19 protein-coding genes are annotated in these 19,264 nt (G+C 63.7%); 7 read left to right on the top strand and 12 right to left on the bottom strand.

The window, feature by feature from the left end; all coding sequences use genetic code 11:
• Position 1: 1 nt before the first annotated feature.
• Positions 2-754 (top strand): slipin family protein, encoded by a 753-nt coding sequence (locus ACLEJU_RS11850; protein WP_435424131.1) that lies wholly within the window; start codon positions 2-4, stop codon positions 752-754.
• A 30-nt stretch (positions 755-784) separates the two neighbouring features.
• On the opposite strand, the gene ACLEJU_RS11845 is transcribed toward ACLEJU_RS11850, so the two are convergent.
• Together ACLEJU_RS11845 and ACLEJU_RS11840 are read right to left on the bottom strand one after the other, a co-directional pair.
• Entirely contained in the window at positions 785-1,417 is a 633-nt protein-coding gene (locus ACLEJU_RS11845) for a LysE family transporter (RefSeq protein WP_435424132.1), read from the bottom strand.
• Positions 1,418-1,627: 210 nt separating this feature from the next.
• On the bottom strand, positions 1,628-3,538 hold the full coding sequence (locus ACLEJU_RS11840) for an ATP-binding cassette domain-containing protein (protein WP_435424133.1): 1,911 nt from the start codon (positions 3,536-3,538) through the stop codon (positions 1,628-1,630).
• A 50-nt stretch (positions 3,539-3,588) separates the two neighbouring features.
• Here ACLEJU_RS11840 and ACLEJU_RS11835 point away from each other — a divergent pair, with 50 nt between their 5' ends.
• Positions 3,589-4,071, top strand: coding sequence for a TIGR02444 family protein (locus tag ACLEJU_RS11835; protein WP_435424134.1), 483 nt, complete (start codon positions 3,589-3,591; stop codon positions 4,069-4,071).
• Here the strand turns inward: ACLEJU_RS11835 and ACLEJU_RS11830 are convergent.
• Entirely contained in the window at positions 4,047-5,099 is a 1,053-nt protein-coding gene (locus ACLEJU_RS11830) for an AlgP family protein (protein ID WP_435424135.1), read from the bottom strand. The two genes, ACLEJU_RS11835 and ACLEJU_RS11830, sit on opposite strands and share 25 nt — an antisense overlap.
• Before the next feature lie 224 nt (positions 5,100-5,323).
• Between ACLEJU_RS11830 and ACLEJU_RS11825 the strand changes: the two genes are divergently transcribed.
• The gene (locus tag ACLEJU_RS11825) at positions 5,324-5,989 is read left to right on the top strand and encodes an FKBP-type peptidyl-prolyl cis-trans isomerase (RefSeq protein ID WP_435424136.1); all 666 of its coding nucleotides are present in this window, start codon (positions 5,324-5,326) and stop codon (positions 5,987-5,989) included.
• 9 nt (positions 5,990-5,998) lie between these two features.
• Here ACLEJU_RS11825 and rsd read toward each other — a convergent pair whose 3' ends face one another.
• The 7 genes from rsd to ACLEJU_RS11790 all read right to left on the bottom strand — a co-directional run bounded on the left by rsd (position 5,999) and on the right by ACLEJU_RS11790 (position 12,446).
• Positions 5,999-6,469, bottom strand: coding sequence for a sigma D regulator (rsd, locus tag ACLEJU_RS11820; RefSeq protein WP_103448542.1), 471 nt, complete (start codon positions 6,467-6,469; stop codon positions 5,999-6,001).
• A gap of 232 nt (positions 6,470-6,701) precedes the next feature.
• Positions 6,702-7,208: a disulfide bond formation protein B gene (locus ACLEJU_RS11815; RefSeq protein ID WP_435424137.1), complete on the bottom strand. Its 507-nt coding sequence runs from the start codon at positions 7,206-7,208 to the stop codon at positions 6,702-6,704.
• Between the two features lie 219 nt (positions 7,209-7,427).
• Positions 7,428-8,666 (bottom strand): heme biosynthesis HemY N-terminal domain-containing protein, encoded by a 1,239-nt coding sequence (locus tag ACLEJU_RS11810; RefSeq protein ID WP_435424138.1) that lies wholly within the window; start codon positions 8,664-8,666, stop codon positions 7,428-7,430.
• A complete protein-coding gene (locus ACLEJU_RS11805) occupies positions 8,663-9,763 on the bottom strand; it encodes a uroporphyrinogen-III C-methyltransferase (protein WP_435424139.1) in 1,101 nt (366 codons plus the stop codon). Before ACLEJU_RS11805 ends, ACLEJU_RS11810 begins: the two co-directional genes overlap by 4 nt.
• Before the next feature lie 31 nt (positions 9,764-9,794).
• Positions 9,795-10,577 (bottom strand): uroporphyrinogen-III synthase, encoded by a 783-nt coding sequence (locus ACLEJU_RS11800; protein WP_435424140.1) that lies wholly within the window; start codon positions 10,575-10,577, stop codon positions 9,795-9,797.
• Positions 10,574-11,515, bottom strand: coding sequence for a hydroxymethylbilane synthase (hemC, locus tag ACLEJU_RS11795; protein WP_435424141.1), 942 nt, complete (start codon positions 11,513-11,515; stop codon positions 10,574-10,576). The genes ACLEJU_RS11800 and hemC overlap by 4 nt, the downstream gene beginning before the upstream one ends.
• Positions 11,516-11,702: 187 nt before the next feature.
• Complete coding sequence (locus ACLEJU_RS11790; protein ID WP_103448536.1) at positions 11,703-12,446, bottom strand: LytR/AlgR family response regulator transcription factor; 744 nt, start codon at positions 12,444-12,446, stop codon at positions 11,703-11,705.
• 309 nt (positions 12,447-12,755) lie between these two features.
• Here ACLEJU_RS11790 and argH point away from each other — a divergent pair, with 309 nt between their 5' ends.
• A complete protein-coding gene (gene argH, locus ACLEJU_RS11785; protein ID WP_027916957.1) occupies positions 12,756-14,150 on the top strand; it encodes an argininosuccinate lyase in 1,395 nt (464 codons plus the stop codon).
• 33 nt (positions 14,151-14,183) lie between these two features.
• Here argH and ACLEJU_RS11780 read toward each other — a convergent pair whose 3' ends face one another.
• A complete protein-coding gene (locus ACLEJU_RS11780; RefSeq protein WP_435424142.1) occupies positions 14,184-14,846 on the bottom strand; it encodes a glutathione S-transferase in 663 nt (220 codons plus the stop codon).
• Positions 14,847-14,993: 147 nt separating this feature from the next.
• On the opposite strand from ACLEJU_RS11780, the gene ACLEJU_RS11775 reads away from it, so the two are divergent.
• The 3 genes from ACLEJU_RS11775 (at position 14,994) to ACLEJU_RS11765 (ending at position 18,619) form a co-directional block, all read left to right on the top strand.
• Positions 14,994-15,293 carry a hypothetical protein gene (locus tag ACLEJU_RS11775; RefSeq protein WP_103448534.1) on the top strand — a complete coding sequence of 100 codons (300 nt, stop codon included), beginning with the start codon at positions 14,994-14,996 and terminating at the stop codon, positions 15,291-15,293.
• A 68-nt stretch (positions 15,294-15,361) separates the two neighbouring features.
• On the top strand, positions 15,362-15,607 hold the full coding sequence (locus ACLEJU_RS11770; protein ID WP_103448533.1) for a TIGR02647 family protein: 246 nt from the start codon (positions 15,362-15,364) through the stop codon (positions 15,605-15,607).
• A 147-nt stretch (positions 15,608-15,754) separates the two neighbouring features.
• Positions 15,755-18,619, top strand: coding sequence for a class I adenylate cyclase (locus ACLEJU_RS11765; RefSeq protein ID WP_435424143.1), 2,865 nt, complete (start codon positions 15,755-15,757; stop codon positions 18,617-18,619).
• A gap of 118 nt (positions 18,620-18,737) precedes the next feature.
• Here the strand turns inward: ACLEJU_RS11765 and rnk are convergent, their stop codons facing one another.
• Positions 18,738-19,148, bottom strand: coding sequence for a nucleoside diphosphate kinase regulator (gene rnk, locus ACLEJU_RS11760; protein WP_110637922.1), 411 nt, complete (start codon positions 19,146-19,148; stop codon positions 18,738-18,740).
• Positions 19,149-19,264: the final 116 nt, after the last annotated feature.

The following is a 19,264-nucleotide window of genomic DNA, read 5'->3' as shown; positions in this document are numbered from 1 at the left end:
GATGTTCATGCAAGTGGGTTTCGGTGCCGTGCTGATCGTGGTGGCCATGCTGTTGCTGTCGGCATTCCGCATCCTGCGCGAGTACGAGCGTGGCGTGGTGTTCCAGTTGGGGCGCTTCTGGCAGGTCAAGGGGCCTGGGCTGATCCTGCTGATTCCGGTCATCCAGCAGATGGTCCGGGTCGACCTGCGTACCGTGGTGCTGGATGTGCCGCCGCAGGATGTGATCACCCGCGACAACGTGTCGGTGAAGGTTAACGCGGTGCTGTACTTCCGCGTGCTCGACCCGCAAAAGGCGATCATCCAGGTCGAGGACTTCCTCATCGCCACCAGCCAGCTGGCGCAGACTACCTTGCGTGCAGTGCTGGGCAAGCACGAGCTGGACGAACTGCTGGCCGAGCGTGAGCAGCTTAATCTGGACATCCGCCAGGTACTGGACGCGCAAACCGATGCCTGGGGCATCAAGGTCGCCAACGTCGAGATCAAGCATGTCGACCTCAACGAGTCGATGGTTCGCGCCATCGCCCGTCAGGCGGAGGCCGAGCGGGAACGGCGGGCCAAGGTGATCCATGCCGAGGGCGAGCTGCAGGCGTCGGAGAAGTTGATGCAGGCCGCGCAGATGCTCAGCAAGGAACCTGGGGCGATGCAGCTGCGCTACATGCAGACGTTGGGAACGATCGCAGGGGACAAGAGCTCGACTATCGTCTTTCCGTTGCCGGTCGATTTGCTCAAGGGGCTGGTGGACAAGCAGAAATGACCGGGGCTGCAACGCAGCCCCGGTGTTCGATCAGATCGGCGCCCGGCGCAGCGTGGCGAGGAAGGTCGCCGCGCCGATGAACAACCCGGCAAAGGTACGGTTCAGGCGCTTCTGCTGCTTGGGCGTGCGCAACAGGCGCAACACCCGCGAAGCCAGCCCGGTGTAACCCGCCATCACCAGCATGTCGACGCAGATCATGGTCACGGTGATCGCGATGTACTGTGGCAGCAGCGGCGCGTGCGGGTTGATGAACTGCGGCAGCACCGCCAGCATGAACACCAACGCCTTGGGGTTGCTGACGTTGACCAGGAAGCCACGGAACACCAGGCTCAGCGGCTTGCCGATCGGGCGCACGCCCGATTCATCGGTCATGTCCATGGGCAGCGCACGCCATTGCTTGTAGGCCAGGTAGATCAGATAGCCCACGCCGAACCACTTGATGACCTGGAAGGCGGTGGCAGAAGCCGCGAGGATGGCGCCGACGCCGGCGGCAATGATGGCGATCTGCACGATCAGGCCCAGTTGCAGGCCCAGGGCATTCCAGTATCCACGCCAGAAACCGTACTGTAGCCCGCTGGACATCGAGGCAATCGCCCCGGCACCCGGCGACAGGCTGATCACCCAGCACGCGGCAAAGAAGCCCAACCACACTTCCATCGACATCACACACCTCGCTCAACAATTGTTGCAAAACGTTAAGCTAAGGTGTTGGCGAAAAAATAACCAGTAAATTCTGCTAGGTTTCCATCTCCTGTCCCGGCCTCTTCGCGGGTAAACCCGCTCCCACAGGTTCACCACAGTTCTTGAGACTTGTGATAATCCTGTGGGCGCGGGTTTACCCGCGAAGAGGCCAGCACTTGCAACATCAAAGGATCAGGAAAGCGCTTCCAGTTCAGCCTGCATGCTTTCAAGGGTTTCCAGAGCCTCCATCCAGGCTTCCTCAAGCTCACCCTCACGCTGCTTCAACTTGGTCTGCCGAGCCAGCAGATCGCGCAATTCATCCTTGCGCGCCGCCTCGTACACACCCCCGTCACCCAGCGCAGTCTCGATCTCGGCCAACTGCGCATGCACCTGGTTGAGTTCGGTCTCCAGCTTGTCGGCCGCCTTCTTGTGCGGTGCCAACTGCTGGCGCAAGGCCGCCGCCGCCTGACGCTGGGCCTTCTTGTCGGTCTTGTCCGGATTGACCGGGGCGTTGCTGGCCGGCGCACTGCGCTGGCGGTACTCGACCAGCCAGCGGCTGTAGTCGTCGAGGTCGCCATCGAAGGTCTCGACCTTGCCATCAGCCACCAGCAGGAAGTCGTCAGTGGTGCTCTTGAGCAGGTGACGGTCGTGGGAAACCACCACCACGGCACCGGCAAACTCCTGCAGGGCCATGGTCAGCGCCAGGCGCATTTCCAAGTCGAGGTGGTTGGTCGGTTCGTCGAGCAGCAGCAGGTTCGGCCGCTCCCAGGCAATCAGCGCCAGCGCCAGGCGGGCCTTCTCGCCACCGGAGAAGTTCACCACCGGCTCGTCGACGCGGTCGCCATGGAAGTCGAAGCCGCCCAGGAAGTCGCGCAGGGTCTGCTCGCGCTCGGTCGGCGCGATGCGTTGCAAGTGCAAGAGCGGGCTGGCCTTGTCGTCCAGCGAGTCGAGCTGGTGCTGGGCGAAGTAGCCGACGGCCAGGTTCTCACCACGCACCACGCGGCCCGACAGCGGCTCGAGCTCACCGGCGAGGTTCTTGATCAGGGTCGACTTGCCGGCACCATTGGGGCCGAGCAGGCCGATGCGTGCACCCGGGACCAGCTGCAGCTTGACCTTGTCGAGGATCGCCTTGTCGCCATAACCCAGGCGGCCTTCGGACAGGCTCAGCAGCGGGCTGGAGATTTTCTGCGATTCGCGGAAGACGAAGTCGAACGGCGAATCCACATGCGCCGCCGAAAGCTCTTCCATGCGCTCCAGGGCCTTGATCCGGCTCTGCGCCTGACGGGCCTTGGTGGCCTGGGCCTTGAAGCGGGCGATGTACTTTTCCATGTGCGCGCGTTGCGCCTGCTGCTTCTCGTAAGCCTGTTGCTGCTGCGCCAGGCGTTCGGCACGGGTGCGTTCGAAGGCGGTGTAGCCGCCCTTGTAAAGGTTGAGCTTGCGCTGCTCGACGTGCAGCACATGGTCGACCACGGCATCGAGGAAATCACGGTCGTGGGAGATCAGCAACAGCGTGCCCGGGTAACCCTTGAGCCAGTCTTCCAGCCACAGGATCGCATCGAGGTCGAGGTGGTTGGTCGGCTCGTCGAGCAGCAGCAGGTCGGATGGGCACATCAGCGCCTGGGCCAGGTTCAGGCGCATCCGCCAGCCACCGGAGAAGTCACCGACGCGGCGGTCCATCTGCTCGTTGGTGAATCCCAGGCCAGCCAGCAACTTACGGGCGCGGGCATCGGCGGTGTAGCCGTCGGCGACTTCCAGCTCACTGTGCAGGCGCGCCAGGGCAGTGCCGTCGTGGGCCAGTTCGGCCACGGCCAGTTCGGCCTGAACCTTGCGCAGGCGGGCGTCACCGTCGAGCACATAGTCCACGGCCAGGCGGTCGAGGGTATCGACTTCCTGGCGCATGTGGGCAATGCGCCAGTCGCCAGGCAGCTGGCAATCGCCGCCATCGGGCGAAAGCTCTCCGCGCAGCAGGGCGAACAGGCTGGATTTTCCGGCACCGTTGGCGCCGATCAGGCCGGCCTTGTGACCGGCATGCAGGGTCATCTCGGCGCCTTCTAGCAAGCGCTGCGGACCACGCTGTAAAGTGAGGTTGGATAGTCTGATCATAGTGGTCGCGGAGTCTACCAGCTTCCTCGGCCCGCAGCGTGAGTGGAATCATGTACACCGACCTGTGGAATTACGCCCTGGCGCTGTATGCCCGCCCAGGCGTCGAAACGGCTTGCCTGGACGTTCAGGCGATGGGGGGCGACGTCTGCCTGCTGTTGTGTGCAACCTGGCTGCAGGCGCGTGCCGTTACCTTCAATGAAGAACGTGCCCAGGCACTGCGTGCGATTGCCGGGCCGTGGCAACGCGATGTGGTTGCGCCGCTACGCAGCCTGCGCCAGCAATGGCGCACGCCCGCGCAGCACGATCCGCACCTGGCGGCGTTGCGTGAGCACGTGAAGGGGCTGGAATTACAGGCGGAGAAGCAGTTGCTGCAACGGCTGGAAACCTGTGCACAGCAATGGCCCACAGGCTCGCATGAGCCCACGGACGATTGGCTGGACCGGCTGGCACCGGACCAGGCCCGTGGCCACGACGCGCTGGTTGGCTTGCGCGTCGCGGCCGCAGGGCTTCAGGAGGCCGAAGACGGCGTCTGAGCTGGAGTGCTGGCGGGTGCCGAGGGAGCGGCTGGAGCTGCCGAGTTGGTTGTTGGCGCAGTGGCGGCTGGAGTAGCCGGTTTGGCTGCGACAGGTTTTGCTGGAGCCTTCGCTGCAGGTTTGGCTGCTGGCTTGGCGGCAGCAGGTTTGGCCGGAGCTTTGACAGCAGCAGGTCTGGCTGCTGGTTTAGCGGCTGCTGGTTTGGCTGGAGCCTTGGCGGCTGCTGTTTTGGCGGCGGCAGGTTTGGCAGCTGGCTTGGCGGCAGCGGTTCTGGCCGGGGCCTTGGCTGCTGCAGGCTTGGCGGCCACTGGCTTGGCAGGAGCCTTGGCAGCAGCAGGTTTAGCGGCTGGCTTGGCGGTGGCAGTTGTGGCCGGAGCTTTGGCTGTTGCAGGCTTGGCGGCGGCAGTTCTGGCCGGGGCTTTGGCGGCCGCAGGCTTGGCGGCCGCTGGTTTGGCTGCAGGCTTGGCAGCAGCAGCTTTTGCGGCTGGCTTGGCGGCAGGTTTGGCGGCGGCGGCGCGGGCTGGGGCCTTGGTTGCAGCCGGCTTGGCCGGGGACTTGGCGGCAGGCTTGGCGGCGCTGCGGGCCGGTGCCTTGGCAGCAGCCGGTTTAGCAGTCTTGGCAGCCACTGCACGCTGATCGAGTGCCTTGCCAGCGGCCTCACGGACCTTACCGACACCTTGAGCCAGTTTCAGGCTTTCCTGGGCATCTCGCTTGAGTTGCTGAATATAGGTACGCGTCTGGGTCTGACGTTCCTTGAGCGAGTCGAGCAATGCTTCAAGTTCACCAATAACCTTTTGTGCCTTGTTCTGCGCCTTGGCTTTGCCTGCCTTGGCCGAATCCTGCAACTTCAGGCGACCGTTGTGCAGTTTTTCCTGGGCTTTGCCGCGCTGCTTTTCCAACTTGGCCAGCAATTTCTCCGCATCAGCCAGCGCTTGAGAGCAGGCCTCTTCCAAGTGTTCGAGCAGGCTGCCCGAAAGTTGCTGGAGCAGGTGTAACGGCGTATTTACTGGCTTCTTTTTAGCCGACATGGTTTACCTCCTGGCTGACGAGATTGCGGCTCATACTATGCTTCTGCTGCTACCGCCGCTAGGGCATGTTGACAGTATTGATGGCGCCGCGTTGCATGCCTGGGCAAAGTTGTTGTCTTGCAGCTCCGTGCAAGTGTAGTTGCTTAACAAAACGTTGCTGATATTTACACATGTCGAGACAACAACGCTGGCATACTTCCCCGCTCATCGAGCTGGAGTTAGACATGCCGCGTTATCTTGCTTTCGGCCTGTGCCTGATGGCGCCATTTGCCCTGGCCGCCGACGATACCGCCCCTGCCCACGATCAAGACCTGGCCTACAGCCTCGGCGCCAGCCTGGGTGAGCGCCTGCGTCAGGAAGTGCCCGGCCTGCAACTGGATGCGCTGGTCGAAGGCCTGCGCCAGTCCTATCAGGGCCAGCCATTGAAACTCGACAAGGCGCGGATGGAGGCCATTCTCCAGCAGCACGAGGAGCAGGCCGGCGCCGCCGCCGAACAAGCTGAAGTGGCCAAGCTGCAGGCCGTGGAAACGCGCTTCATGGCCAACGAGCGGGCCCGTGCCGGCGTGCACGAGCTGCCGGATGGCATACTGTACAGTGAGCTGAAAGCGGGTAATGGCGCGCAAGCCAAAGCCGGTGGCAAGGTGCAGGTGCGCTATGTCGGCAGGCTGCCGGATGGATCGGTGTTCGACCAGAACCAGCAACCGCAATGGTTCAGCCTGGACTCGGTAATCGAGGGCTGGCAGGTGGCGCTGCCACACATGAACGCGGGTTCGACCTGGCGCCTGGTGATCCCCTCGGCACAGGCCTACGGTGCCGAGGGCGCAGGTGACCTGATCGCGCCCTACACGCCGCTGGTGTTTGAAATCGAGTTACTGGCGGTCGGCGACTGACGCCAACCTTCAGGCTTCGACCGCGCCCTCTTCCTTGTGCGCGTTATGCAGTACCTCGATCAGGCAGTCTTCGAGTTCGAAGCGTTCGTGCAGAAGGCCGCCCAACTTGCCGAGCTTTTCGGCGAAGCGTGCAGGATCCTTGCACTCACCCTTGTCACAATGGTCGTTGAAGGCCAAGGCAAACTGAGTGCTTTCATCAATGCGCGGATTGATCTGCGTGGCCAATTCCAGGCCTCGTGTATCGCCGAACGCTTTCGCTTCACTGACCAATTGCTCGCTGACTTCGAAATGCCACGCCGAAACGTAGTCAACGAGTAGCGTGCAAAAGTCGCCGTTCGTGTCCTTGTCGGCAAAGGCCGGCTTGGCGTCGCGCAAGGTGCGGAAAGCCTGAACCAGCTCCTCGCGTTCCTCGAGCCAACGGTCGATCAGCTTGTGAACCCCACCCCAGCGTTCCTGGGCGTTCTGACAACTATCGAGCATGGCGATCTCTTCCCTTCTGGGTAGATGCCGCTGCACCTCGCACCACGACCGTGCAGCACAAAGGTGACATCAGCAGGACGGCATCGAGCAGTTGTGTTTTCGGTATGCGTGCTGGGAGATTATTCCCGCGCGTGCTTAGCATCAAGGTACGCAGCGGACAAAGTTCATACAAGTGTTTAATACCCTGATGCACCACCATTGGTCGCGCTATCGACCGCCAGCATGCGCCAGGTCAAGGATTGCCAAGCGAGCGGAAACGATACGCCAGCAGGCAGCTCAAGGGCAGCGCCGCCAGCAGCAGAAACGCCAGCAGGCTCCACTCCGGCAAGGTCAGGTCGAGGAAACTCCAGGTCAGCGAGCTGCAATCGGGGCCGCCCAGCAACAGCTGCCGCGCCGCTTCACGCCAGGACTGCTCGAACATGTGCCCGATGGGTAACGGGCACAGATGGCTTGCATCACTCGCGCCCTGCAACCACACATGCCGTGCCGCCAGCAAAGCACCACTGGCCGCGCACAGCAGCGCCGTTCGCGCATAACGCCGTACCCCGGCACTACCAGGCGCATGCAGCGCCGCACAAAGGCACACCAGTGCATACACGGCTAGCAGTATCCGCTGGCTGAAACACAGCAGGCAAGGCACAAGCCCAACGGCACTTTCGAGATAGAGGGACGCGCCCAGTACTGCCAGCGATGCAAGGCATGCCGGAATGAAAAGCGCGCGCAGACTGGCCATCGGCATGGGAAGAACAGCCCCGGGAAGTTGAAGTGGCTTGGAACGGTAGAGTAAAGGCCAGGCTTGTTTCAAGGCACTACTGGAGTGACAAGTCGCTGTATTGCAGGGAAAGTCCCCATCCAGGCTGTAGGAAACTTCCGAAGAACAGGCTGCAGATATAACTATTAACGCAGCACTAGTTACCAAGCCCATGAGCCCGCGCCTCTGCGCGGGCTCATGGAAAACTCAGGCGCGTACACCTTCTGGCAGCGGCAGGGCCAGAAGACGCTCATCGAGCAGGCCAAGGCCTTCCTCGAACAGCTGATTGCTGCGTTCGGTTTCGCCCAGGCTGCCCAGCAAGCGCGCGAGCTCGGCGCAGGCTTCCGGATTGCGCTCCATGCGCAGGCTGCTTTCGAGGTAGTCGCGCGCCTTGCCCCACAGGCGGTTCTGCAGGCTCAGGCGACCGAGTGTAAGCAACAGGCTCGGGTCTTCTGGGTGGGCCTTCAGCCAACCTTCCGCGGTTTGTAGCTGACGCGCCGGGTCATCACCGCGCACGAGGCCGTACAGGCGAGCCAGGTGGCTTTCGTATTCACGCTTGAGCGCGCTGCGCAGCACCTGCTCGGCTTCGCCCTGAGCGCCCACCTGGCGCAGCTGTTCGGCGTAGGCGAGCACCAATTGCGGCTCCTGGCGCTGGGCCGCAGTCAACTGCTGCCAGGCGCGCTCAAGGGCCTGACGAGCGCTTTGCGAATCCTCACCACGGGTGATCGCCAGGCCAAGGTTCTGACCCCAGGCACGCTTCTCCAACTCGGCCAGCTCATCAGCCGGCAATACCTTGCCCTTGCGCAGGTCCGGCAGCAGGCGAATCAACGCCGACCAGTCGCCGCGCTCCAGGTGCAGGCGCTGCAACAAGCGCAGGACCTGGGTGTTATGGGGGTGCCGCTCCTGCATGGCCAGCAGCGTCTCCAGCGCGGCATCACGCTCGCCACGGTCCATCTGCAATTGCGCATGGGTCAGGGCGATGGCCAGCTCGGCCTGCGGCTGACGCTCCAGCGCACGCTCCAGCAGGTTGTCGCTGTCTTCCTTGCGCCCTTGCTCGTTGGCGGCGCGGGCGGCGCCGAGGTAATACAACAACGGCTGGCGTTCAGCCTCGGCAGCACGATGCAGGTGGCGCTGGGCACTGGCCCAACGGCCCTCGGCCAGGTCCAGCTGACCCTGCTCGATAGCGATCCGCACGCGCCGGCTGCGGTTGCGCCGCGACCATGGGTTGACCACGCCACTGGAGGTCAGCACCAGGCCAACCAGGTAACGCAGCAGCAACAGCAACACGACCACGGCAGCCAGCGCTGCGAGCGCCGCCCACAATCCGGACTGGTAACGGAAACCGCCGTAAGCGATCAGCACGTAACCACTGTGCTTGGCCACAGCGATGCCCAACGCCGCAGCAACCACGATTGCCAGCACGGCCAGCAGGTAGACACGCTTCATGGCTTGCTCCCCTCAGCCTCGGCTGGCAGATGGCGGCGCTGGATGTAGGCCTGCACCGCCGCCAGGCTTTCGCTCAGGTCTGGCGTCACTACCGAGACGGGCTGTTCAGCCAGCGCGTTGAGGCTGTCGAGCATCGCCTTGCTTTGCGGGTTGTCGGCATTGAAGTTGGCCAGCAGCACGCTGCGGGCATCATCCAGGGCCTGGCTGTAGACCTTGGCCTCACCATTGAGCGCAGCCCACTGCGCTTGCTCGATGGTCAGGCTCAGGGCCAGGCGCAGCTGGTTCAGCTGCTGGCCGGCCAGCAACGGCCGCACATTGTCGTCAGCGTTGAAGTCGATCTGGAAGTACTTGGTAATTTCTGCCCACCACTGCGACAGGCGACTGGCCCCATCACCCTCGGCAGTCAGTGCACCGAGCGCATCGGCGTTGCTGGCGAACTCGGGCGACTGGGCGCTGAGTTCCTGAACCAGCTCACGCTGGGCGGCGAGCTTGAGGAACAGCCCAGTGCGGTCTGGCTGCTGGGTGCTGTTGAGCGTGGCCAGGCTGCGCGCCAGCTGCTCGCGGGCGGCAAAGGCGCCCGGGTCGCTCTGTTCGCGGAGGATTTCGTCGGCGCCTTCGACCAGGGCCTTGGCGCTGGTGATGTCCTGCAGCGCCGACAAGCGCAGGGTAGCCAGGCGCAGCAGGTGCTCGGCCTCAGCCAGGCGCCACTCCTTGCGGCTTTCGCCGAGTGCGGTTTCCAGACGCTGGCTGAGACGCTGCTGGTCGCCTTGCAGTTGCGCCACCAGGCGGCGGCGGTCTTCCAGCTCGCTGGCTGCCGGCAGGCTGGCCAGTTGTGCACTGATCTGCTGTTCACGCTGCTGCATTGCAGCGGCGCGTTGGTTGAGGGCTTCGATGTGCTGGCCCTGGTTCACTTCACTGCCTTGCAGCTGCCGCACCTGCCAGACACCCCACCCCCCTACTGCGACCCCGGCTGCACCGAGCAGCAGCGCCAGCACGGCCAGACCACTGCCAGAGCGCTTTACAGGCTTGTCGGTGACGGGTTGCGCCGGCGCTTGCGCCGACGGCTGATCATTGTTGGACAAGACAGTTTCGCTCACGTATCCATCCTTTGCATGGGGGCGCCTCGCGCTAGTGCGAAGCGCCTTGAGAGGCAGGTGCAGCGCTGCGCTGCACGGCTGCCAGCAAGGCCGTGGCACTCGCGCCACGGCAATCCACAACCTGTTGGGCCCCGGCGGCCCGGGCCTGTTCCGCGACCCGCGGACTGGGCACGAACAACGGCAGGCTGGCCACTCGCGGCCAGTCGGCGGCGGCCATCTGCTGCAAATGTTCAAGACCCTGCCCACTGCTGACCACCAGGCCATTGATGCGTTCCGCTTCTATGCGGCGCATCAGCGTGCCCGCCGGGTACTCCGGCAGACAGCGGCGATACAGTTCCAGATATTCGACACTAGCACCTTGCTCTGCAAGACGCTCGGCCAGCAGTTCGCGACCTCCGACGCCACGCACGATCAGCACGCGCGCTCCACGCGCCGCAATAGCCTGGCGCAGGGCCGGCAGCGCGAGCAAGGCCTCGCTGTCGTCACCCAGCCCGGGGAATGTCACCTGAAGGCCCGCGCCCTGCAGCACCGCCGCCGTTGCCTCGCCCACGGTAAACCAGCCTGCCGACGGCGCTTGCAGGCCTGCGCGCTGCAACTGCTCAAGCAGCAGTCGGGCCGCCGGCTTGCTGACCACGATGATCGCCTGGTACTGCGCCAGCCCGGCCAGCTGTTGACGCTGCCCGTCAGCCACAGCGACGGGCTCGATGGCCAGCAATGGCAGGCAACTGCTGGCGACACCGGCAGCGGCCAGGCTCTGCGCCAGTGCCGCGCAGTCATCGATAGGCCGGGTCAGCAACAGGCGCCAGGGGCTCACGGGTGCCCAGCCTCGCCGTAGACTTCCTTGAGAATGGCTTCGGCACCCTGGCCAAGCAGGGCTTCGGCAACCTGCACGCCCAAGGTTTCGGCAGCCTCACGCGGTGCGCGCGCATCCGCCACCAGCAGTGTACCGCCGCTTGGCTGGCCAACCAGGCCGCGCAGCCACAGCTGATCGCCTTCGAGCACCGCATAGCAGGCGATCGGCACCTGGCAGCCACCGTTGAGGCGCTTGTTCAAGGCACGCTCGGCGACCACGCGGTCGGCAGTATCGGCATGGTGCAGCGGCGCGAGCAATGCATGGATTTCAGTGTCGGCGGTGCGGCACTCGATGCCCACCGCGCCCTGGCCACCGGCTGGCAGGCTGTCGTCGACGCTGATGGTATCGGTGATGCGGTCCTCGAAGCCCAGGCGGATCAGGCCCGCGGCGGCGAGGATGATGGCGTCGTATTCACCGGCATCAAGCTTGGCCAGGCGGGTGTTGACGTTGCCGCGCAGGAAGTGGATTTTCAGGTCCGGCCGGCGTGCCAGCAACTGGGCCTGGCGGCGCAGGCTGGAGGTGCCGACGATGCTGCCGGCCGGCAGGGCGTCGAGGCTGGCGAAGGTATTGGAAACGAAGGCATCGCGCGGGTCTTCGCGCTCGCAGATGCAGTACAGGCCCAGGCCTTCGGGGAAGTCCATGGGCACGTCCTTCATCGAATGCACGGCGATGTCGGCTTCGTTGTCCAGCAGCGCGGTTTCCAGCTCTTTGACGAACAACCCCTTGCCGCCGATCTTCGCCAGCGGCGCATCGAGCAGCTTGTCGCCACGGCTGACCATGGGTACCAAGGTCACCAGCAGACCGGGGTGGGCCTGCTCGAGGCGGGCTTTGACGTATTCGGCCTGCCACAGGGCCAAGGCACTTTTACGGGTGGCAATGCGGATTTCGCGAGTGGACATGGAACGCCCCGATCCAGAGAAATGCCGCTGATGATAACAGCATCACCGGAGCCTGTAGGAGCGGCCTTGCGTCGCGAAAAGGCCGCAAAGCGGCCTCGGGGTCTGTGGGTTGGAGCATCCATCCTGGGGCTGCTGCGCAGCCCTTTCGCGACGCAAGGCCGCTCCTACAAGGGCTCCGCGAACCTTCTCAAAGCGTCTGCATCATCTTGCGTACACCAGCCACGTGCCGGCGGCTGACAGTCAGGGCATCGCCGTCAAGGCCCTTGAGGAACAGCTGGAAGTGCCCCAGCGGCGTGCGTTGCAGGCGTTCGATGCGCTCGCGGGCAACCAGCGCATTGCGGTGGATGCGCACGAAGCGCTCGCCGAACTCATCCTCCAACGCCTTGAGCGGCTCGTCGAGCAACACCTCCCCGGCTTCGTGGCGCAAGGTCACGTATTTGTGGTCGGCAATGAAATAGATCACCTGGGGCAAAGGAATGAGCTCGATCCCTTTGCGCGTGCGTGCACTGATATGGCTGCGCGGCCCGCCGCCTTCACTGCCAGGCCGGGTCAACGCCGCGAGCTGGGCACGGTTGGGCTTCTCGGCCTTGCGCAAGGCATCGCGCAGCGCTTGAGGTTGAATCGGCTTGGTCACGTGGCTGAGGGTGCTTTCCTTGAAGGCCTCGGCACCATATTCATCGTCGCCGGTACAGAACACCACCGACGGTGGCGCCTCGCGCTCGCACAGGCGAGCCGCGACCTGCAGACCATCCAGGCCTGGCATGCCGATGTCCAGCAGAACCACATCGGGCTTGAGGCTTTCGATCAATGCCAGGGCCTCTTCGCCATTGGTGGCGCTGGGCTCCAGCACGGAATACCCCTCCAGTTCAGCGAATAGCCGTGTGAGGCGTTCACGGGCTTGGGGTTCGTCATCAACGATCAGGACATTCATAATTGCTCTGGATTCCTGAGTGAGTCTCGCACAGGTATAGCGTAGACAAGAGCAGGTCGAGCGACACTGCGGTCACGCTCTAGACCGATACGAAGGCCAAAGATTCACTGAGCCGGCAGAAACGCTGCCAGTCCTCTGTCCAACTGTAGACGGTCCGTGGAACACTGCCGTTCAATCGTTGAATATCGTCATGCCCTGCCTTTATGGATGTTTCCCCCCGGTTTCTGTCGACCGACGCCCTGCGGCAGTCGGCCCAACCCTGCTATCATCGGCGCCACTTTTTCGTTCACGCCTGCATAGAGTGAATCCATGAGCACCGACAAGACCAATCAGTCCTGGGGCGGCCGCTTCAGTGAGCCCGTCGACGCCTTCGTCGCCCGTTTCACCGCCTCGGTCGACTTCGACAAGCGCCTGTATCGCCACGACATCATGGGTTCGATCGCCCACGCCACCATGCTGGCGCAGGTCGGCGTTCTCAGCGATGCCGAGCGCGACACCATCATCGATGGCCTGAAAACCATCCAGGGCGAAATCGAGGCTGGCAGCTTCGACTGGCGCGTCGACCTGGAAGACGTGCACATGAACATCGAAGCACGCCTGACTGACCGCATCGGCATCACCGGCAAGAAGCTGCACACCGGCCGTAGCCGCAACGACCAGGTCGCTACCGACATCCGCCTGTGGCTGCGTGACGAGATCGACCTGATCCTGGCCGAGATCACTCGCCTGCAACAGGGCCTGCTGGAGCAGGCCGAGCGTGAAGCCGAAACCATCATGCCCGGCTTCACGCACCTGCAGACCGCCCAGCCGGTCACCTTCGGCCACCACCTGCTGGCCTGGTTCGAAATGCTCAGCCGCGACTACGAGCGCCTGGTCGACTGCCGCAAGCGCGCCAACCGCATGCCTCTGGGCAGCGCCGCGCTGGCTGGCACCACCTACCCGATCGACCGTGAACTGACCTGCAAGCTGCTGGGCTTCGAAGCCGTGGCCGGCAACTCGCTGGACGGCGTTTCGGATCGCGACTTCGCCATCGAATTCTGCGCTGCCGCCAGCGTGGCGATGATGCACCTGTCGCGCTTCTCCGAAGAGCTGGTGCTGTGGACCAGCGCCCAGTTCCAGTTCATCGACCTGCCTGATCGCTTCTGCACCGGCAGCTCGATCATGCCGCAGAAGAAGAACCCGGATGTCCCTGAGCTGGTTCGTGGCAAGAGCGGCCGTGTCTTCGGCGCCCTGACCGGCCTGCTGACCTTGATGAAAGGCCAGCCGCTGGCCTACAACAAGGACAACCAGGAAGACAAGGAGCCGCTGTTCGACGCCGCCGACACCCTGCGCGACTCGCTGCGCGCCTTCGCCGACATGATCCCGGCGATCAAGCCCAAGCACGCCATCATGCGCGAAGCGGCCCTGCGCGGTTTCTCCACCGCCACCGACCTGGCCGACTACCTGGTCCGCCGCGGCCTGCCGTTCCGTGATTGCCACGAGATCGTCGGCCACGCCGTGAAGTATGGCGTCGACACCGGCAAGGACCTGGCCGAGATGAGCCTGGACGAGCTGCGCCAGTTCAGCGACCAGATCGAGCAGGACGTGTTTGCCGTGCTGACCCTGGAAGGCTCGGTGAATGCCCGTAACCACATCGGTGGTACCGCGCCGGCGCAGGTGCGTGCCGCCGTGGTTCGTGGCAAGGCCCTGCTGGCTTCGCGTTAAGTAGCGTCTGGGGCTGCCCTGCAGCCCCAGCCTTCAGCGCTTGCCGCTGCGAATCATCTCCATGAAGGCCGGCATCGAGGCCTCCTTGTCCGCCACGATCCGCGCCATGTGCGGGTTCTCGCCCATCAGTTGCAGCAGCGCCTTCGCCTGCGGGAAGTCATCCAGGAAGTCGATGCCCAGCACCTTCTTGCCCACTGCGCACGCCAGGTCCACCGAGAAGCAGAACATCAGGTCGGCCAGGGTCATCTGCTCACCCGCCACATAAGGCGCGAAACGGCCATTGCGCTTGAGTGTGGCAAACCCTGCCAGCAAGTCGGCACGGGCACGCTCCTTGATCAGCGGCTCCACCGCCATGCCGAAGAACGACTCGGCGTAGCAGGTACGCGCCGGCAGCTCGATGTACAGCTCGATTTCCTTGAGCAGTTCGCGCACCTTGGCCTGGCCGAACGGGTCGCTCGGCAGCAGCGCTTTGCCACCTTGGGTCTGCTCGATGTAGTCGAGGATTACACTGGTTTCGCTGAGGAAGCCGTGTTCGGTTTGCAGCACCGGTACCTTGCCCCGCGGGCTGACTTCCAGCGCCTGCGGTGCCTGGCCGCCATAAAAGGTGACCTCTTCGAAAGGCAGGCCTTTCTCCAGCAGGGCCAGCTTGACCATGTTGTAGTAGTTGCTGACCGAGAATCCGTGAAGCTTGAGCATGGGGTTACAGCCTCCAGGCCGTGTGGGGATGGCTCGGCTGTTATAGACCGTACGCCGGTGCCTGACCAGCGTCATGCACCGGGTCGATGATCGGGCATTGCCGACGCGGGCATGGCAAACTGTGCGTCCCACCACAGGAGTAGCGCCATGAGCGAACACGACGAAATCGGCAATGACGACGAAGCCTTCGCCGAAGCGACGCTGACCGAAGCCATCGAAAACCAGATCGAGAGCGGCGAGCCACCAGCAGCCAAGGCCACTTTCAACAAACTGACCCTGGTCGGCTATGAGCGCGAAGACATCCTCAACCTCATGGCCCACGTACTGGCCTTCGAAATCGACAACATGCTCCAGGAGGACCGCCCGTTCAACGGCGAGTGGTACGAGACCGCCCTGCGCGCCCTGCCCGAGCTGCCGCCTGAGATGGATCAAGGCGACGACGAATAACCCGACTACACTCCAGGGTCAGGCACCGCTGGCGGTGCCCCATCCTTGTCTGGAAGTCAGGAGTCGCCATGTCTTTTACCCCCGAACTGATCGCCGAACTGGAAGTGCTCGCCCTGTTCAACCTGGACAACCACCAGGAAGGCATCAAAGTTGGCAGTAACGCGTCGCCCGCCCTGATCGCCGCAGCCAAGCGCCTTCATGAAAAAGAACTCACCGACCAGCCCGATGGTGGCTACCTCACCAGCCTCGGGAATGATGCGGCTGAAAGCGTCCAACTGTTGCTTAGCATCCTCAAATCCACTCAGCCCGCATAATCCTGTACCGGCTTCTTCGCGGGTTTGCCCGCGAAGTGACCGGCACGAGCGCTAGGAAAATGGCGCCAAAAAACCATATTCCGCTTATCCGACTGCCCCACTCAGGCTAAACTCGCCTCAGCTTTCCTGGCCCGCCCTGAGTGCGCAATGAATCACCCCCACGAAATCCGCCCTGACCTGGACGAAGGCATCGACCGCAAGGTGCTGGCGACATTGCGCGCGCGCTTCCTGCATATCAACCAGTGCCGCCTCGAGCGCGCGATGGAGGGCCTGTCGAGCCGCCAGCAGCTGGTCCTGACCCTGCTGCCGCTGCTGTTCCACGTCAACCACCCGCTGCTGCCCGGTTACGTGTCCGGCGCCACACCGGCCGGGGTGGCGGGCTTCGAGCCAGATGCCGATCAGGTCGCCGATGCCCAGCGCCTGGCGCGCTCGTTTGCCTATAAGGCGCGCCATGGCAACCCGCCACGCCCGATCCACGGGCTATTCCTGATGGGCAGCCTCGGCTCACTGGCCCAGGCCGAACAGAGCGACATGGACCTGTGGGTGTGCCATGCCCCGGGCCTGGCCGAAACCGAGCGTGAGGAACTGCGCCGCAAATGCCAGCTGCTGGAGACCTGGGCGGCCAGCCAGGGTGCCGAGGCGCACTTCTTCCTGATCGACCCGCAAAGTTTTGCCCAGGGCCTGCGCGACAGTCAGCTCAGCTCCGACGACTGCGGCACCACCCAGCATTTCCTGCTGCTCGACGAGTTCTACCGCACGGCCATCTGGCTCGCCGGGCGCACGCCGCTGTGGTGGCTGGTGCCGGTCTATGAAGAGCACAACTATCAGGCCTATACCGAGACCTTGCTATCCAAGCGGTTCATCCGCAATCAGGATGCTCTGGACCTTGGCAACCTTTCGCATATTCCGCCCGGCGAGTACGTCGGGGCTGGGCTGTGGCAGCTGTTCAAGGGCATCGATTCGCCCTACAAGTCACTGCTCAAGCTGCTGCTGACCGAGGTCTATGCCAGCGAGCACCCAACCGTGCGCTGTCTGAGCCTGGACTACAAGCAGGCGGTGTTCGCCAACCATCTCGACCTCGACGAGCTCGACCCCTACGTGATGGTGTACCGGCGCATCGAGCGCTACCTGCAGCAACGCGGCGAAACCGCCCGGCTCGAACTGGTGCGGCGCAGCCTGTACCTGAAGGTCAACAAAAAGCTGAGCGGCCTGGACCGCACCCGCAGCAACGGCTGGCAGCGCCAACTGTTGCAGCGCCTGACCGATGAGTGGGGCTGGGACGAACGCCAGCTGGCCATGCTCGACAGCCGCAGCCAGTGGAAGGTGCGCCAGGTCGCCGTCGAACGCCGTGAACTGGTGGCGGAGCTCAACCATAGCTATCGCTTCCTCGGCCAGTTTGCGCAAAGCCAGGGGGCCAGCAGCCGCGCCGACCAGCGTGACCTGAATGTCCTGGGTCGGCGCCTGTACGCTGCCTTCGAACGCCGTGCCGGCAAGATCGAAGTGATCAACCCGGGCATCGCTCCGGACATCGCCGAAGACACCTTGACGCTGGTCCAGTCGCCAAACCGCAAGGAGCCTGGCACCCATCACTGGGGCCTGTACAACGGCAACCTGGGAGTGCACGAATGGGAGCATTTCAGCCCAATCAAGCGCTGCCGCGAATTGCTCGAATTGCTGACCTGGGCCCACCGCAATGGCGTCATCGACAGCACCACGCGCCTGGCCCTGCACCCGGGCGACAGCGACCTCAGCGAATTCGAGCTGTTCAACCTGTTGGGCAGCCTGCAGCAAAGCATCGCGCTACCGCTGGACAGCGTCAGCGAAGAGCGCCTGTTGCAGCCGAGCGTGGCTGACGAAATCCTGCTGCTGGTCAATGTCGGCGTCGACCCACTGCGCCATCACCGCGACCTGAACATCCTGATGACCACCGAGCGCACCGACTCGTTGAGCTATGCCGGCGTGCGCGAGAACCTGGTACTGACCCTCGACCAGGTCACCCGCAACAGCTGGAACGAAGTCCTGGTGCAACGCTACGACGGCGAACACGCGCTGCTGCGCTGCCTGCGTGACTTCCTCAACAGCCTTGGCCAGCGCAGCCACCGCCCGCAGGTTCGGGTGCGCTGCTTCTGCCACAACCGCGCCCAGGCCATCAGCCAGCGGGTCGAGGAAATCTTCGACACGGTGCAATTGCTGCTCGACCAAGGCCTGAACCACCGTTACCTGTTGCAGGTGGCGCACTACACCCATGTGCTGGAGCTAGTGCCCGGCCAGGTCAGCCTGGCGACCATGGCCGAGCATGACGCCGTGCTCGATCACCTGGGTGAAGAGCGCAGCGAGTACAGCCCGTTGCACCTGGATGGCAATGCGCTGCAGGACTACGACCTGCCCCTGCTGCTGGAGCACGGGCGGCGCAATTGCATCCAGGTGTTCTACCGCCTGCTCGATGGCTGGGCCGACCTGTACGTGCTGGATGAGTACAATGCCCTGTGGCAGCAACGTCTGCCATTGTTTGACGAAAGTCACTTGCTGCTGCCGTTGCAGCGCTTTCTGCGCTCGGTGGTGGTGCGCCATGATGCCCGCCTGCCGCTCGACCATCTGCAGCAGGCGTCATTGGCTATCCACTATGCCCAACTGCTGCCCTCCGGCCCGGGCAAGGCACGCAGCATCGAGCCTCGGCCGGCGCCCAGCGCGGGTGTCGATCAACCTTATTACGAAGTGCAGGCCATTCTGCAGGCCGGCACGGGGGATGGGGTGCATGTGACGCTGTATTGCGACCAGCAGGAGTTTTCCGAGCTGGACCATGGCGACCAACTGTACGAAGTGGTCGCCCGGCAAATCCTTGGCCAGCGCCGCAGTGCCGGGCACTACCGCTGCTACATCACCGACCTGGACCTGTCCGAGCTGCTCGAGGACGAGAAGGGGTCGACCAGCCTGTACCTGCGCTACAAGCGCGAGCTGGAGCAGGCGCTGAACGATGGACTGGCGAAGTTGCAGGGTACGTTGGAGCCTTGAGAATGCCGGGGCTGATTCGCAGCCCTTTCGCGACACAAGGCCGCTCCTACAGGGGATCGCGTACCGTTGTAGGAGCGGCCTTGTGTCGCGAAAGGGCCGCAAAGCGGCCCCGGGGATTTCAGAGGTCGAAATCGCCAGCCGCTTCTGGCTGGTATTCGACTTCCAGCAATTTCAGCTTCAGGGTCTTGCCCCCCGGCGCCGGCCAGTCGATCTGCTCACCCACCGACAAGCCCAGCAGCGCACAGCCGATCGGGGCGAGGATCGACACTTTGCCCTCGCCACCCGCATCCTTCGGGTACACCAGGGTCAGGTGGTAGTCCTTGCCACTGGCTTCCTCACGGCAATGCACGCGGGAATTCATGGTCACCACACCGGCGGGCACCTCATCATGGCCGACCACCTGACCGGCACGGTCCAGCTCCTCCTGCAAGGCGAGCACACCCGGCGTACTTTCGTCGAGGCTGTCGATCAGGCGCTCGAGACGCTGTACGTCCAATCGGGTGAGGATGAGGGAAGGCTTGGTGCTCATGATCCAGTCAGACTCCTTTGAACAGGCGGTTTCCTGCAGGCAGATAAAGCAAAACCCCGCCCAAGGGCGGGGTTTGTGAATGCTGTTGCGTCACCGACGCACTACCCGACACTACC

The organism is Pseudomonas sp. SMN11 (assembly GCF_052041945.1).
Taxonomy (GTDB): domain Bacteria; phylum Pseudomonadota; class Gammaproteobacteria; order Pseudomonadales; family Pseudomonadaceae; genus Aquipseudomonas.
Note: the sequence above shows the minus strand (reverse complement) of the source record. Positions and strands in the feature narration are given on the sequence as shown.

What these genes read in the sequence shown, in the direction of transcription:
- ACLEJU_RS11850 (WP_435424131.1), top strand. Translation starts at nt 2, where the DNA reads ATGTTCATGCAAGTGGGTTTCGGTGCCGTGCTGATCGTGGTGGCCATG.
- ACLEJU_RS11845 (WP_435424132.1), bottom strand. Translation starts at nt 1,417, where the DNA reads ATGTCGATGGAAGTGTGGTTGGGCTTCTTTGCCGCGTGCTGGGTGATC.
- ACLEJU_RS11840 (WP_435424133.1), bottom strand. Translation starts at nt 3,538, where the DNA reads ATGATCAGACTATCCAACCTCACTTTACAGCGTGGTCCGCAGCGCTTG.
- ACLEJU_RS11835 (WP_435424134.1), top strand. Translation starts at nt 3,589, where the DNA reads ATGTACACCGACCTGTGGAATTACGCCCTGGCGCTGTATGCCCGCCCA.
- ACLEJU_RS11830 (WP_435424135.1), bottom strand. Translation starts at nt 5,099, where the DNA reads ATGTCGGCTAAAAAGAAGCCAGTAAATACGCCGTTACACCTGCTCCAG.
- ACLEJU_RS11825 (WP_435424136.1), top strand. Translation starts at nt 5,324, where the DNA reads ATGCCGCGTTATCTTGCTTTCGGCCTGTGCCTGATGGCGCCATTTGCC.
- rsd (WP_103448542.1), bottom strand. Translation starts at nt 6,469, where the DNA reads ATGCTCGATAGTTGTCAGAACGCCCAGGAACGCTGGGGTGGGGTTCAC.
- ACLEJU_RS11815 (WP_435424137.1), bottom strand. Translation starts at nt 7,208, where the DNA reads ATGCCGATGGCCAGTCTGCGCGCGCTTTTCATTCCGGCATGCCTTGCA.
- ACLEJU_RS11810 (WP_435424138.1), bottom strand. Translation starts at nt 8,666, where the DNA reads ATGAAGCGTGTCTACCTGCTGGCCGTGCTGGCAATCGTGGTTGCTGCG.
- hemC (WP_435424141.1), bottom strand. Translation starts at nt 11,515, where the DNA reads ATGTCCACTCGCGAAATCCGCATTGCCACCCGTAAAAGTGCCTTGGCC.
- ACLEJU_RS11790 (WP_103448536.1), bottom strand. Translation starts at nt 12,446, where the DNA reads ATGAATGTCCTGATCGTTGATGACGAACCCCAAGCCCGTGAACGCCTC.
- argH (WP_027916957.1), top strand. Translation starts at nt 12,756, where the DNA reads ATGAGCACCGACAAGACCAATCAGTCCTGGGGCGGCCGCTTCAGTGAG.
- ACLEJU_RS11780 (WP_435424142.1), bottom strand. Translation starts at nt 14,846, where the DNA reads ATGCTCAAGCTTCACGGATTCTCGGTCAGCAACTACTACAACATGGTC.
- ACLEJU_RS11775 (WP_103448534.1), top strand. Translation starts at nt 14,994, where the DNA reads ATGAGCGAACACGACGAAATCGGCAATGACGACGAAGCCTTCGCCGAA.
- ACLEJU_RS11770 (WP_103448533.1), top strand. Translation starts at nt 15,362, where the DNA reads ATGTCTTTTACCCCCGAACTGATCGCCGAACTGGAAGTGCTCGCCCTG.
- ACLEJU_RS11765 (WP_435424143.1), top strand. Translation starts at nt 15,755, where the DNA reads ATGAATCACCCCCACGAAATCCGCCCTGACCTGGACGAAGGCATCGAC.
- rnk (WP_110637922.1), bottom strand. Translation starts at nt 19,148, where the DNA reads ATGAGCACCAAGCCTTCCCTCATCCTCACCCGATTGGACGTACAGCGT.